Source organism: Methylobacterium cerastii (genome assembly GCF_022179125.1).
In the GTDB taxonomy this organism is placed as follows: Bacteria; Pseudomonadota; Alphaproteobacteria; order Rhizobiales; family Beijerinckiaceae; genus Methylobacterium; species Methylobacterium cerastii.
Genome location: NZ_BPQG01000042.1, coordinates 1 through 14,163, shown reverse-complemented (window position 1 = coordinate 14,163; position 14,163 = coordinate 1). Strand labels below are relative to the sequence as shown.

At 65.4% G+C, this 14,163-nt stretch carries 13 protein-coding genes and 1 pseudogene; 4 read left to right on the top strand and 10 right to left on the bottom strand.

What is annotated here, in order from left to right; genetic code table 11:
- The first annotated feature begins 47 nt into the window (after positions 1-47).
- The 3 genes from MFF13_RS13805 to MFF13_RS13795 all read left to right on the top strand — a co-directional run bounded on the left by MFF13_RS13805 (position 48) and on the right by MFF13_RS13795 (position 2,610).
- Positions 48-542: a response regulator gene (locus MFF13_RS13805; protein ID WP_147829731.1), complete on the top strand. Its 495-nt coding sequence runs from the start codon at positions 48-50 to the stop codon at positions 540-542.
- A 160-nt stretch (positions 543-702) separates the two neighbouring features.
- On the top strand, positions 703-1,446 hold the full coding sequence (locus tag MFF13_RS13800; RefSeq protein ID WP_147829729.1) for a Crp/Fnr family transcriptional regulator: 744 nt from the start codon (positions 703-705) through the stop codon (positions 1,444-1,446).
- A gap of 507 nt (positions 1,447-1,953) precedes the next feature.
- Positions 1,954-2,610 (top strand): ankyrin repeat domain-containing protein, encoded by a 657-nt coding sequence (locus tag MFF13_RS13795; RefSeq protein WP_147829727.1) that lies wholly within the window; start codon positions 1,954-1,956, stop codon positions 2,608-2,610.
- A gap of 752 nt (positions 2,611-3,362) precedes the next feature.
- Here MFF13_RS13795 and MFF13_RS13790 read toward each other — a convergent pair.
- The 9 genes from MFF13_RS13790 to MFF13_RS13750 form a co-directional block, all read right to left on the bottom strand.
- On the bottom strand, positions 3,363-4,295 hold the full coding sequence (locus MFF13_RS13790) for a transporter (protein WP_373322536.1): 933 nt from the start codon (positions 4,293-4,295) through the stop codon (positions 3,363-3,365).
- A 337-nt stretch (positions 4,296-4,632) separates the two neighbouring features.
- Entirely contained in the window at positions 4,633-5,901 is a 1,269-nt protein-coding gene (locus MFF13_RS13785) for an MSMEG_0569 family flavin-dependent oxidoreductase (RefSeq protein WP_238272361.1), read from the bottom strand.
- A 37-nt stretch (positions 5,902-5,938) separates the two neighbouring features.
- Positions 5,939-6,220: an MSMEG_0570 family nitrogen starvation response protein gene (locus MFF13_RS13780; RefSeq protein ID WP_238272360.1), complete on the bottom strand. Its 282-nt coding sequence runs from the start codon at positions 6,218-6,220 to the stop codon at positions 5,939-5,941.
- The gene (locus MFF13_RS13775; protein ID WP_238272359.1) at positions 6,213-7,388 is read right to left on the bottom strand and encodes an MSMEG_0565 family glycosyltransferase; all 1,176 of its coding nucleotides are present in this window, start codon (positions 7,386-7,388) and stop codon (positions 6,213-6,215) included. The genes MFF13_RS13780 and MFF13_RS13775 overlap by 8 nt, the downstream gene beginning before the upstream one ends.
- Positions 7,385-8,380, bottom strand: a complete 996-nt coding sequence (locus MFF13_RS13770; protein WP_238272358.1) for a sll0787 family AIR synthase-like protein — start codon at positions 8,378-8,380, stop codon at positions 7,385-7,387. Before MFF13_RS13770 ends, MFF13_RS13775 begins: the two co-directional genes overlap by 4 nt.
- Positions 8,380-8,925, bottom strand: a complete 546-nt coding sequence (locus MFF13_RS13765; RefSeq protein WP_238272357.1) for an MSMEG_0567/Sll0786 family nitrogen starvation N-acetyltransferase — start codon at positions 8,923-8,925, stop codon at positions 8,380-8,382. The genes MFF13_RS13770 and MFF13_RS13765 overlap by 1 nt, the downstream gene beginning before the upstream one ends.
- A complete protein-coding gene (locus MFF13_RS13760; protein WP_238272380.1) occupies positions 8,922-10,025 on the bottom strand; it encodes an MSMEG_0568 family radical SAM protein in 1,104 nt (367 codons plus the stop codon). The genes MFF13_RS13765 and MFF13_RS13760 overlap by 4 nt, the downstream gene beginning before the upstream one ends.
- Entirely contained in the window at positions 9,979-11,055 is a 1,077-nt protein-coding gene (locus tag MFF13_RS13755; RefSeq protein WP_238272356.1) for a Nit6803 family nitrilase, read from the bottom strand. The genes MFF13_RS13760 and MFF13_RS13755 overlap by 47 nt, the downstream gene beginning before the upstream one ends.
- Before the next feature lie 82 nt (positions 11,056-11,137).
- Positions 11,138-11,620, bottom strand: coding sequence for an MSMEG_0572/Sll0783 family nitrogen starvation response protein (locus MFF13_RS13750; RefSeq protein ID WP_056167628.1), 483 nt, complete (start codon positions 11,618-11,620; stop codon positions 11,138-11,140).
- A 361-nt stretch (positions 11,621-11,981) separates the two neighbouring features.
- On the opposite strand from MFF13_RS13750, the gene MFF13_RS13745 reads away from it, so the two are divergent.
- Positions 11,982-13,421, top strand: coding sequence for an aminotransferase-like domain-containing protein (locus MFF13_RS13745; RefSeq protein ID WP_238272355.1), 1,440 nt, complete (start codon positions 11,982-11,984; stop codon positions 13,419-13,421).
- Positions 13,422-13,813: 392 nt separating this feature from the next.
- Here MFF13_RS13745 and MFF13_RS13740 read toward each other — a convergent pair.
- Positions 13,814-14,163: pseudogene (locus MFF13_RS13740) on the bottom strand (hypothetical protein); the annotation flags it as partial.

Genomic DNA, 14,163 nt, shown 5'->3' with positions numbered 1-14,163 from the left:
CATCGCCTTGTCGATGTTCACCGGAGGGTCTCATCGCGACGACCGCGATGTCGGGACCGGAGGAAGCGGTGGTGGGGTCCTGTAGCGGACCTGTCACCATCCTCATCGCGGAAACCGACCGCATCGTTCGGTGGGCCATCGCCGAAACCCTGAAGCATGCCGGCTACGCGACGACGGAGGTCTGCACGGCCGCGGAAGCGCTGGCTGTCCTCGAAGGTCCGGCACCGGTAGGCATGCTGATCACCGGACGCAGCATCGTCGGCGGTGGAGTCGCCCTCGCCCACCTGGTTCACCACGGTTGGCCGTCCATCGGCATCATCGTGACCTCGGCAATCGGACGGCACCATCGGTACGACCTGCCGCCGGGCACACGCCTGCTCGGGAAACCGTACATGTTTTCGGACATCGTCCGCGAGGTGGAGTCCGGACTGGCATCGGTCAGGGAATGGGCATCGGCCTGCGCGCAGACCCACGACCCGCTCGTGAGCCTCATGACCAGTGTTGGAACGGTCCCCTATTCCGCCGATGGGATCGTCGCCTGAAGCCGACGGGTACCGCCCACGTGCCGACGGTGCAGGCCCGCCGGGTTGGGAAGGCCCGGACCAGACGGTCCACCGAGCTTGGCCCGGTATTCACGCACCGATGTCGAATATCGGGTACTGATCCCTCGTGCTGGATATTGAGCACGCCCACGGAGGGCACATGCTCAGTCCACTCATCCAGAAGCTTGAGGGCAGGTTTACGCTTTCCGAGTCCGACAGGTCGGCGCTGAGGTCTGCGAGTTGCCGCGGGCGCCGGGTTCGACCCCGCACGGACCTGGCCTGGGAAGGAGACCTTTCGGATCACGTGCAGATGATCAGGAGCGGCTTCGCGTGCCGCTACAAAGTTCTCGCGGCGGGCACCCGGTCCATCGTTGCCTATGTCATCCCGGGGGACATCTGCGACCTCAACGTCGCGATCCTGGGTGCCGTGGACCACAGCATCGGCACCATCGACGCCTGTGAGGTGGTCTCCATTCCACGCCAGGTCCTTGACGACCTCACGGGCAACCACCCGACCCTGAACCGCGCCCTGCGTTGGGCCAGCTTGGTGGACGAGGCGATCCAGCGCGAATGGCTCGTGAACATGGGCCGTCACACGGCCGAGAGGCAGGTCGCCCATCTCCTCTGCGAATTCCTTTGGCGACTCCAGGCGGTCGGACTTGCGGGTCGGGACGGCTACGAGCTTCCGCTCAGACAATCGGACCTGGGTGACGCGACGGGGATGTCGAGCGTGCACGTCAACCGAACGCTCCAGAAGCTCAGGGGAACGGGCCTCGTCAGACGGGAGGGGAGGTACTACTCCTTCCCGGACGTCGAGGCGCTGCAGGCATTCGCGCAGTTCGACCCGAAGTACCTTCACCGCTCACCGGGAGGCGTCGACGATGCGCCTTTGCGCCAGCACTGATTGAACGGGACCTCGAACGCGGCGGCTTAGAACCGGAGACCCCGGATTTGCAGATTGTGAGATCAGCCAGGCGCTCGCCGCCGCCGCAGTCCATCCTGACGACCAGGAAAGGCTGGCGGATAACATGCAGGGACACGCGTTTGCGCTATCGGCAACAGAACCAAGGAGGCTGGACGCGCGAGCGACTGTGGCCTTGATATTTCCAGGGTTAAGGTGAAGCCACGAGACGGACTGTTACAGGAGGTGAGCACGTGCGGCCGCTATGTCAGCTCTGATACTTTACACGAACAGAAGCGGACGTGCAAAAAAACTCCCAACTTCGCGTTAAAGCAGGCCGGAAAATATCACAATAATTTTACTATCTTGCAGTATAAACACAATCGATTATAATTCTAATCACAGATAATTTTTGTCTGCCGCATATGATACGAAAGATCGCCTTCTACTTAATTCCGGCTGATCCCGCACCTTTCTCGACGCGGAAGTTTGGAAGGATGCGCTAACACCATGTTGATGCGACGCCTGATCGCAGTCTTTGCAGCCGTCGTGCTTTGGTCGCTGTGGGTGCTCTGCATCCTCCTGATCCTCCCGGTGCTCCTGAATGTTCCTGGTCAGGCCACCCCAGGAGAAATCGCTCTTTGGCTCGCGGTCCTTTGTGCAGTCGTCAGCTATCCCATTCTTCTACCGGTGTTGGCGGTTCTGAAAGCGTGGGCTGGTCGCAAATCCAATTCTACGTTACTTGCGGTAACCCACACTGCAATCTGGGGAGCTTTTGTAGGGGTCATGGCAATCCTCGCGACCCTTGCAGGTGCCTTCTATGCCCACGAACAGGCTCGCCCGATGCTGACCCGAGAAGAAGGGTTCACCAACTCCTACGCGAACGCGATCCTTCGACAGGATACTGCGTGGATGGACCGCATCCTCAAGGAGGGGGCTCACGTCGATCACCCCATGTCACTTGGCAGCACGCCCGCCTCGATGTCGGCCGCCTTCGGAGATTGGTCCCTAGTCCTGTTCCTGCTCGGTCGCGGAGCCGATCCGGATCGAAAAGACGATCACGGCAGGTCAGTGAGGACGCTTGTAGCTACACCTCCCGCACCTCCTCGAAACCCGACCGAAGCTCACGCATTGGATGGCGTCCGCGCACTCCTAGGCAAGCGGTGAACGCGGTCCCTAATCGCCACTCTATTCGAACAAGCCGCCAGACCGCCTTTTACCCAACCCGGTCGCGAAGGCTCATCATCAAGGTGCCGGCTAGCGGACGTTCCGGGCTTTTGCAAAGGGTCGGAAGCGGGCGCGGCGATAGCGTCCGCTTTCTTGCGTTGCTGCCCGAAAGCGGACCGGCGGAAATCCACCCATCCCAGTCGTAGAGCGGACGGACGGGTCCCGACCCAACCCAGCCGCCCGGACCGCCGCCGGCGCTTCCCTTAAGCAGCCATTCGTCGGCCTTACGGCAACTTCGCTTCAGGGGTGAACGAAAAATGGGGTGGGTAGGGATAATTCTCGTAGGACCGCCTGGTGGGACCGATAATACTGCAACTGTAAGCTATAGATGGGCTGGCGGTCCAGGGAACCGAACCCGGCAGCCGCGCTGCCTCGGGCCTGGGCGATCAAATTTCAATGGCGATGCCCCCACTCCTTCCAGAGCCAGTTTTCCGAAAGGCCGGTGGGGCAGAGATGGGCATCCCCGAGGCGCAGCTGGATACGCCGTAGAGGGGCGGGCCGGCACCCGCCAACCGCATATGCAAGCTCATCGATCTTCTCCGGTGTGAAGGGCGGGACCGGGTGGCGGAAGCTGTTGAGACTGGGCCACCCGGCCCCTATCGAAGCGGGGTCCTTGGGAAGGATTTTCACTTCGATTACGGTCACGTCCCCCCTACCTCAGGTAGGAATGATTGGGGGCGCGAATGCCGGAATCAATACTTGCGGACGAGACTGACGGGCATCGGTTCGGCAGCCTTCGGCGCACTGTATAGCGGGGCAATAAGACGGATGAAGCCGTCGGTGGATTCGGTGCCGCGGGTCCGGACCGCGACGTCGCGGGCGACCATCAATTGCGCCGTGAAGGGCCCGAAATCATAGCCGACCAGGCCGCCGACCGCGAAGCGCCCGGCCCGGGTGTAGCCCTGCGCGGTGGCCCGCGCGAAGTCGCGACCGCCGAGAGGCAGGTCCGTCACCCCGTAGGCGACCGCGCCGACTTCGAACTTGCCGAACTTCTTGGTAGCCGTGAGGTCGAGCAGGAGGGCGTCGGCAAGGTATAGGGGACCGACGGCACGACCGACCGGCCCCTCGAACCGACCGGGCGAGTCGTAGAAGTTATGGGTCAGGTTGGCCGTGAGGTTCCAGCCATCGCCCGTGTAGCTTGCCGCGAAGCCTTGGCGGTAGGTGTTCGATGAAAATTGCGTCAGGCCACGACCGCCATCGAGATCGTTCAGGTGAACCGCCGCCAGGTAGCTGACGCCAAAGTTATTTCCAAGGTCCCATGCGAAGATCGATCCAACAAGGGTTCCTACATTGACCGAGAAGTCTCGGTTCGGCACGCCAGCCGGATTATTGGGGAAGCCGAACACCGTAGGCTGTGCGAGCAATGGCTCGACGTTGGCGCCGAACAACTTGAAGCCTGTCGACCAGACCAGGACCGGCACGTTGATCGCGGTATCGGTCGAGAACCGGGTGTCGTTCCGGCGGTAGATGAAGGTATCGATGGCGTAGATGCCCTCGGGGAGCGGGGCGCCGACTGCGAGACCAACCTGCTCGCCCGGGATGGTGGTGGACTGCGCGAACGAAGCGGTCGCGCTGAGGGTGATTGCGGCGAACGCCCCTGCCGCGGCCGCGAATTTCTTCAACATCATCAATCCCCTTCTCGGATCTGCATCGGGCAGCCGCACCCGTCCGCCGAGAAGCATCGGCGTTGGCGGCGTATCGATAATCTCATTAGATCTTGACTTTGATTGATTGGATCTGCACTCAATTTGTATGCAAATCCAACAATGATTATATTTTACGTGATCAGTATTTAGAGTCTACGAGATTTTGCTTTGCCGATGCTTGGAATGATGTCTTGTTGCATGGATGGCACAGGCACTACATCGTCCGATTGATCCCTTGGGCTTCGAGGGAACGAGACGTGAGCGGTTGCACCGAAGATGCCCCCCAGTGCCATCCAGGTTACCGTATAGTACAGCCTCACACTGCGAACTTCAGGGCGAACCGCTCGGTGCCGAGGCGCTGCTGGATCGCCTGGACGACATGTTCGGCATCGCGGCCGACCGCGCCGAAACGCCCGGACCCCCAGGTGTTCAGCCACGGCAGCCCGATGAAGTAGATCCCCTCCTCGTTCGTGACGCCGCGCCTGTGCTTCGGGCTGCCCGAACCGTTGAACACGGAGGCGTCGAGCCAGCGGAAGTCCGGCGAGAAGCCGATGCACCACACAACCGATGTGATGCCGGAGCCGTCGAGGGCGAGGCTTGTGACCGGCTCGCCCGGCTCCCAGACCGGCGCGTAGTGTTCCTGCTCCGGGGCCTCGATGCCCTTCTCGGCAATGTACTTGTCGATAGCCGCGTTGATGCCGTTGTAGGTCCTGTCGGCGCCATCGAGCGAGCGCTTGAGGTCGTCGCGGAAGCGCAGGCTGCCGTCCCGGTAGTCCTCCATCAGACCGTAGAGCTTCATGCCCTCGGTGGCGAAGCGGCGCAGGTCGATGTCGCGGCCGCCGTCACGGCCGGTGACGTAGTGGTTGGTGTTGTCGCGGACGCCGTCTCGCAGCGGATGGTTGTCGACGGTCATCTCGTAGTAGCCCATGTCGGCAAGCCAGGTGACGACGTCGCGGCCGCGGTAGAACCGGGCGCAGCGGGGTGCGTCGCCGACCGCGAGGTGCACCTTGCGACCGGCCAGATGCAGATCCTCGGCGATCTGCGCGCCGGACTGTCCGGAGCCGACGACCAGGACTTCGCCCTCGGGCAATTGGGCTGCGTTGCGGTACTGGTTCGAGTGGATCTGCGTGACGGGGCCCGGCAGCTTCTCGGCCATGCGCGGGATGATCGGCGTGTGGTAGCCGCCCGAAGCCACCACGATCTCGTCGGCGGTGTAGTCGCCCTCCGAGGTCTGGACCGAGAAGATCCCGTCCTCCCGCCGCTCGACACGGGTAACTGAGACGCCCTCGCGGATCGGCGGGTTCACCTTGGCGACGAAGGCCTTGAGATACGCGACGATCTCGTCCTTTCGCATGAATCCGTCCGGCTCCGGCCCATCGTAGGGATGGCCTGGCAGGTCGCACTGCCAGTTCGGGGTGACGAGGCAGAACGTGTCCCAGCGCTGCGTCGACCAGGTGTGGGCCGCCGTGTTCTTCTCGAAGACGAGGTGCTCGATTCCGCGCTGCTTGAGGTGGTAGCTGACCGAGAGGCCGGCCTGGCCGCCGCCGACGACGGCAACGGGAACGTGACGGGGGGTGGACGTCATGGCTCTCACTCCGCGAGTTCGCAGAAAGGGTGGCGGTTCAGGGCTCGAAGGTCTCGACGGTGACCCGACCATCGGAAGGTTGGAGCTTCGCGGCGGCCTCGATCCGGGCGAGTTGGTCCAGGGCGGACGAGCAGGCGAAGCCGTACTTCTCGCGTACGCGCTCGCTCGCGATGTTGAGGGCGGTGCGGGTCTTCTTGACAAACTCGTCTACGGCGTAGCTCTCGCCCGGCACGAGGAAGTCCTTCACGACGAGGGAGGGCGAGTAGCAGGCCTCGCGCCGACCGTCGGGCCAGCGGACGTGGAAGTGCATCTCAGGCATGGGTCGGCTCCTGTCGGATGCGGGCGCAGCCCGCGTAGGCATCGAGGTGGCGCTCGGCGCAGGCCCGCCAGGAATGGGCGGCGGCCCGTGCGAAGCCCGCGAGCCTCAGGCGGTCGTGCGTCTCCGGCACGAGTGCGATTGCCATGGCTCGGGCGATGTCGTCGGGGGCGGCCGGATCGACGAACAGTGCGTCGCCCTCCGCGAGGTATTCGGTGAAGGGCGGTCGGTGCGAAACGATGACCGGGGTGCCGCAGGCCATCGCCTCCAGCACGCACAGGCCGAACCCTTCCTTCAGCGAAGGAAACGCCAGCATGTCGGCGATACGGTAGAGGGCCGGCATATCGGCCTGTGGAACCGGACCGGTCTCGATCACGGGACCGTTCGCCCCAGCCGCGAGGCCGTGGACGGTCAGGGCCGCATGGCATCGCGCGCGGTAGGAGGCGTGGTCGAGGAGCGAGGCTCCCCCGGCGATGACGAGCTGGGTCCCGGGGCGGCGCTCACGCAAGCGCGCGAACGCCTCGATGATGCCAAGGGTGTTCTTGCGTGCCTCGAAGCCGCCGATGGCGAGGACGATGGGACCGTCGCCCAACCCCCAGCGCTGCCTTACGGCGGCATCCTGCAGGTCAGGCGCGGGTTGATAGGCCGCCATGTCGACGCCGTTGCCGACGACCTCAGGCATCGCACCGAAGTCCGAACGGACCTGGTCGGTCCAGCCCTGACTGACGCAGAGGATGCGCCGAGCCTCCTGGATCGAGCGATCCTGCCAATCGGCAAGCTGCGGGTCGGCGAATGTATCCAAGTGGTGGACCGTCCGAACGAAACCCGGAATCAGACGCCGTTGCTTCAGGGTGGCGAGCGCGTTGCCGCCGATGCCGTCATGGGCGTGGAAGACATCAAAGCCACAGGCCGCCGGCGACCCGAAATGAACGAGGTAGTCGTTGATGCGCGTCTGCACGAGCTCGACCGTGTCACCGGCAACCGTGCGGGCGGAGACGGAAACCGTGGGGCAAGCGGCAGCCCGGAAGAAACCACGGCCGGACGGGTCAGGCGCGTGGACCACCGCCTCGTGCCCGAGGGCGCACAGAGCTTCGGCCAGGGCGAGGCAATGGGCGACGCCGCCCCGCGGGTTGGTGGAGTGGGTAAGCAGGGCGATGCGCAGACCGGTCATGCCGAGGCCTCCGCTTCATCCCGGCCGCAGCCGATGAGCGGGCTGGCGACGAAATCCCAGACCACGGCCTCCTCGCCTCCGGCATCGCGGATGCGCGCGACCCGGCTCGCATCGACGGTTCCGATGATCGCGGCCGTGATGCCCCGCGCGGCGAAACGGTCGAGCACGGCCGGGGTGTCGGCGGGGCGGATGCTGAGGAGGTAGCCGTAGCTTGGGAAGGCGGTGAGCCAGCGCGCCATGGGAACGTTGTCGGGCCGCGGGATCGCGGCGAGGTCGATGACGGCGCCGACCTTCGAGCATTCGAGCAGCATCAGCGCCGTGCCGACGACGCCCGCCATGCTGATGTCCTTGGCGGCGCGGCAGAGACCGTCCTCGGCGAGCCCCGGCAGCAGGGCGAGGTCGGCGCGCAGGCGGTCGCCCGGCGACCCGGTTGAGGCGTCCCAGTAGGGATGCGGATCGCGGAAACGCCCGCGCAGGTCGATGACGGCGACGAGGTCGTCGCCCGGTGCCGCATCGAAGCTCGTGAGCAGGCGGGCACCGGCGCGGCCGAGCACGGCGACTGCCAGGTTCCCGGTCTCCGAACGCGTGTTCGTGTGGCCGCCGACGACAGGCACGCCGTAGAGGGCGGCCGCGTCCGACAGGCCGGCCAGGATCGGGTCCGCCGCCGCGGCGTCCCGGCTCCACAGGGCGTCGACGACCGCGAGCGGGCGCCCGCCCATGGCCGCCACGTCGCTGAGGTTCACCATGATCCCGCAATAGCCGGCGAAGTACGGGTCGGCGGTGACGAAGCTCTCGATGAAGCCCTCGATGGCGAAGAGCAGGTGTCCATCCCCATCGGGGATGGCGGCGCAATCGTCTCCGACCGGCACCGCATCATGCCGTGCGCCCAGTCCGAGGCGCGTGACGACGGCATCGATGTCGCGCTTGTGCGAGACGCCCCGTGCATCCCGGATCTGCCCGGCCAGGGCCTGGAGGTCGACGGCCGCGGTCATCACGCCGCCCTGCGGAACGTGACGAGCCCGTGCTCGGGGTCGTGCATCGGCGGGTAGGAGGCGAGATCGGCCTGCATCAGGTGGTGGAGGCGACCATGGAGTTCCACCGCATCGAGGCTCGCCCAGTGCAGGGCCTCAAATAGTGGCACGTTCCGGTCCTGCACGTGCGCCAGGAAGCGCGTGCATCCTCGTGCATGGGCCGAAGAGACCGCGACCTGAATCAGCCCGGCTCCGAGCGCCGCCGTGCCGCGGAAGGCTTTGGCAACGGCCAGTCGCGAGCCCCACCACTCACCAGGACGTTCCGCCACCTCATGGATGCGCACGGTGCCGACGACGGCATCGGCGTCCCCGACGAGAGTGGAGAGGGCGCAGATAGGGATCGCGTGCCCGTCGATGGCATCACGGTCGTCATCCGTGAAGATGCTTTGCTCCGTGCAGAACACCTGTCGGCGCAGGGCGGCGCAGGCGCGCCGCTCCCAGGAAGAGGTGGCGAACTTCACCCGGAAATGGCTCGGGCGATAGGGAGCGACGGGTTCGAGGATCATGCCGCCACCCCCGTGCGCTCGTAGGTGGAGAGGGCCGAACAGGCGCCACAGCGACCGCAGCCGGCCTTGATGTCGGTGGAGCGCAGGCTCGCCCGACCCAGCATCTCGGACAGGGGCTGCAGGATCGCGTGCATGAAGTCCGGCGACGGTGCCGGGTGGCTTTCAAGCGGCGTGCCGGAGATCGGCACGAAGGGCACGACGAAGGGGTAAACGCCCATCTCGATCATGCGCTCGGCCATGGCGAGGATCGCCTCCGGCGCATCGCCGAGACCGGCGAGGATGTAGGTCGAGACTTGGCCCCGCCCGAAGACCGGCACGGCCGCCGCGAAGGCGTCGTAGTAGCGCTCCAGCGGCACGCTCGCCTTGCCGGGCATGATCCGGTCACGGACCTCAGACGTTACTGCTTCCAAGTGCATGCCGAGCGCGTCGACGCCCGACGCCTTCATGCGTTCGAACCAGCGGTCGTCGTCCGGCGGCTCGCACTGGGCCTGGATCGGAAGGTCGACCGCCGCCTTCACCGCGAAGGCGCTCTCGCAGAGGATGGCGGCGCCGCGGTCGGTGGCGTTCGGGGTGCCCGTGGTCATCACCATGTGCTTGACGCCGTCCAGCAGGACGGCGGCGCGGGCGACCTCAGCAAGCTGCTCCGGGGTCTTACGGGCTACGGTGCGGCCGGCGGCGAGGGACTGGCCGATGGAGCAGAACTGGCAGGTCTTCGTGCGGCTGGCGAAGCGGATGCAGGTCTGCAGCACGGTGGTGGCGAGGACGTCGCGCCCATGCAGCACGGCGATCTTCGAGTAGGGGACACCGTCGAAGGTCGAGAGCGCGTAGAAGCGCGGTTTGCCCGGGAAGGTCACCCGGCCGATCACCACGCCGTCGTGCTCGATCACCGAGACCCCGTCGAGGTCCGGGCGGCGTACCAGGAAGGGCGAGTCGAAGGCCGTCTCGGTGTGGACCGGCACCATCACGGTGCGGCCCGCGATGGTCATCGCCTTGTGGTCGGAGGGACCGGCGCCGCCGCGCCGGCTCGGGGCACCGGCGCGGCTGTCTGCGAGCCTAACGCCGTAGGACTGCAACGCGTTGATCAGGCGTTCCGTCGGCATCCCGACCAGGCCCGCCATGACCGGCGGAAGCGTGGGAAGGCTCGTCGGAAGCGGGGAACTGCTCATGGTCGAGGCTCCGGGATTGCTGTTGCGAACGGATCGGCTGGTGCACGAACGAGGCCGGGCGGTCGTCGTGGAGAAGGCTGAGAAGTTCCGGACGGGCGTAGTGTCCGACCGAGTCCATCATCCGCTTGCGCTTGGTCACCAGCGCGAGGTCCATGTCGGCGACGAGGATACCCTCGCCGGTGCCGAGCGGGTCGGCGAGGTGCTTGCCCTCGGGCGAGACGATGGCGGTGCAGTTGCCGCCGCGGCAGGCGCCGCGCAGGCGCTCATCCGGGCAGACCTGGGCCACCTGCTCGTCGGTGAGCCAGCCCGTGGCGTTGACGACGAAGCAGGCCGCCTCCAGGGCGTGGTGACGGATCGTCACCTCCATCTGGTCGGCGAAGATCTGACCGACCAGCGAGCCCGGGAATTGGGCCGCGTGGATCTCTTCGTGCCGGGCCATCAGCGCGTAGCGGGCGAGCGGGTTGTAGTGCTCCCAGCAGGCCAGCGCCCCGACGCGGCCGACCGCCGTGTCGACCACGGTGAGGCCGGCGCCGTCGCCTTGACCCCAGATCATGCGCTCATGGTAGGTCGGGGTGATCTTGCGGCGCTTGAGCTTCAGGGTGCCGTCGGCGTCGAAGATGAGCTGCGCGTTGTAGAGCGAGCCGTGGTCGCGCTCGTTGACGCCGAGCACGATGACGACGCCGTGCCGGCGCGCGGCGGCCGAGACCGCTTGGGTGACGGGGCCCGGCACCGCCACGGCGCGCTCGTAGAGGCGAAGGTGCTCCGCGCCCTGCAAGGCCGGCGGCAGCACGAAAGAGAAGTACGGGTAGTACGGCACGAAGGTCTCGGGGAAGACCATGAACCGCGCGCCCTTGGCAGCCGCCTCGTCGATGGCGTTCAGAACCCGTTCCAGGGTGCCCTCCGGCCGGTCGAGATCGGGCGCGATCTGGACGGCGGCGGCCCGCACGATCCGGTTCTCTGACATGGATAATCCTCCCGCGGTGACGGCGGCCGCGTCGCGCGCGGCCGCCGGATGCGACGTCCCGGTCGATGGGCCGAGGGCCCGTTCAGACGGTCCAGGTGTCGATGATCACCGCGTTGTCGCGCTTGTGCAGGAGCATGCAGTCGAGGACGTCGAGGGGGTTGATCATGCGGATGCCCTCGATGAAGGCGGCCTCGCCGTGGCCGTAGAGGGCCTGGGTCGAGAAGCGGCAAGCGTAGACCTTGCCGCCCTCGGCCATGAACTTCTCAAGCTGGTTGTTGAAGTTGAGGTGGCCCGGGAAGGCCTCGTCGCCGAGCCGCGGGAAGCCGCGCTGGACACCGAGGGTGATGCCGGGACCGTAGAGTAGGATCGAGGTCTCGAAGCCCTTGCGTTGCAGGCGGGTGGCCTGGAGCAGGTTCACGAGGCCGATGGAGCCCTCGAAGGCGACCGTGTGGAAGGTGACTAGTGCCTTCTGGCCCGGCTCGGCCTTCACGTCCTCGAAGACCTTCTCCTCATAATCGACCAGGAAGTCGCCCTTCTTGTGGGGTTCGCGATTCACTGCGGGCATGGATCTCACTCCGTGATGGGTTGGACCGCGTCGGCCGAAGCCTCGGGTGGCCACATCCCCCCAATGGCAAGCGACGTGCCAATGGAGGCCCATCAACAAATCCATCAATGCGCGCAGGTTGAATGCGATCAATTGTGCATTCAATATGCCGTCTAAGTCGTATCCGAGTGCTTCTTACAGAGCTGTTGCTCAGGGCGGCATGTGCTTAGCTAGGGATCACGGTATGCCTAGTTTGCCTGCACGGATTGATGGTATTGTATGTATTGTGGGATGTCCATGTCAGAAGCTTCGATACGGTATGGGGCTTGCTACCCATACAATAAGACATTGATCGCATCTTGATGGTGTGTTTGGAGAACGGATGACTTCAGCAACGCGAGGCGGGCGACCGGTGCCCTCGGATATCGTGGGTGGGATGTGGACGCCCGACCTGAAGCGCTGGGGAAAGCCCCACTACCTCGCCATCGCCGAGGCCTTGGCGGACGACATCCGGACCGGACGCCTGACGGTCGGCACGCGGCTCCCGACCCAGCGTGCCCTGGCCGAGGTCCTCGACCTGAACTTCACGACCGTCTCGCGCGGCTATGTTGAGGCCCACAAGCGCGGCCTGATCGAAGGACGCGTCGGCCAGGGCACCTTCGTGATCGATCCCGTGCGCCCGGGCCGGGCCACGCCTTCGAAGGACGGCTCACGGATCGGGCCGGTCGACTTTACGATGAACCTGCCTCCCGAGCCCGACGCGCCGGCTTTGCAGGCGCGGATGCAGGCCTCGTTCGCCGAGTTGTCCAGCGACCTGTCCAACCTGCTGCGCTATCAGGGCTTCGGCGGGACGGACGAGGACAAGGAAGCAGCCCTGCGCTGGCTGAAAGGTCGGGGTATCGACGCTCCGCGGGAGCGCTTGCTCATCTGCCCCGGCGCCCATAGCGCCCTGTTCAGCGTGTTGGGCCAAATCGCCCGCCCCGGTGACGCCATCTGCGCCGAGCGGATCACCTACCCGGGCATCCGGTCGCTGGCGGCACATCTGGGATTGCGCCTCGTCGACCTGCCCATGGACCAGCACGGCGTCGACCCCGACGGGTTCGCAGCCGTCTGCACCAAGGTCGCGCCGAAGGCGATCTATCTGAACCCGCTCCTGCAGAACCCGACCACCACGACCCTGTCCCGGACGCGGCGGCAGGCCATCATCGCGGTGGCGCGCCGGTATGCCGTTACCATCATCGAGGATGACGCCTACGCCCGCATCTGCCCGGCACCGCCCCCGAGCTTCGCCGAGCTCGCCCCCGAGATCACCTACTATGTGGCCGGCCTCGCCAAGTGCCTCGGCGCCGGCCTGCGCCTCGCCTTCCTGGTGGCTCCGAGCGCCCGGTCGGCTCTTCCGCTGGCCGGAGCCCTCAGGGCAGCAACCGTGATGGCCTCGCCGATCTCGACCTCGCTTGCGACGCGCTGGATCATGGACGGCACGGCGGATGCCGTCGTCCAGTTCGTGCGCGAGGAATCCGCTGCGCGCCAGCGGATCGCGGTCGCGCTGCTTCCCGCCGGGACCTACACTGCGGATCCGCACGGCTTCCATGTCTGGATCACCCTACCGGAGGGATGGACCCGCTCAGCCTTTGCAAGCCAGGGACGTTCCGCTGGGCTCGGCGTCGTTGCCAGCGACCCGTTCTGCGTCGCCGGAATACCACCCGAAGCCGTACGCCTCTGCCTAGGCGGCCCTTCTACTCGGCAGCAGATCACCCAGGGCCTGGAAGTGCTCGCCCACGCGCTAGAAGGTTCGCCGGCGCTTGCGTCGTCCTACATCTGAGCGGCTCGACCGCCACGCCGGCGGGCCGCATGGGCCACATCCGCCACTCGCATGCAACCGGCGTCGTCAGACATGAGGTCCGCACTTCAATCATCGGACACTTCCATCGCTTCGAGGCGGCGGGAAGCGGTAGCCCTGGAGGCGGGAGTCGATATGAGTCTTGTTGCATCGATCAAATTTGGATCGCAACTGACGACATAGTCCGATCCTTCCTCGGTCGCGCCTCACCAAAGAAGCCTTGGCTTCGCTGGAGTCTACCGGCCCTCCTTATTTCCAACGCAGAACGTCAAAGCTGGATGACCAGTTTGTCGATTTGTCGCTAGTAAGCGGACAGACAGCATTCCACCCAACTCAGACGTTCGGAGCGGGTACCAAGCGTCAGATTTTTACTACTAGGAGCTATCGCCTCCATCATCAGCCTGAGCCGACGCGGTAAATACGGGCCCCTGCACCATTGAATCGTAGCCAAAACTGACTTCGGTCTTTTCACCCCTCACGACGGTATCTCCCGTCATGTCGAGCATTTTCGGAGGCGCCATTCCATAGGTGGCGGGATCGGGCCCTCCCGGCGTCGGAAATACGGTCATAGAGAACGGTTTTTCGAATAGGGTCGCATCCTCGGAGGGAGCGGGTAGCACGACCTGATACACATCGTTGCCGTAGCCGAGGACAAGATAAGCGTATGGGGCATCCGTGACGCCAGGCTTGCGCCGCAGCACAATGTGTAGGGCGGTGACAAAAC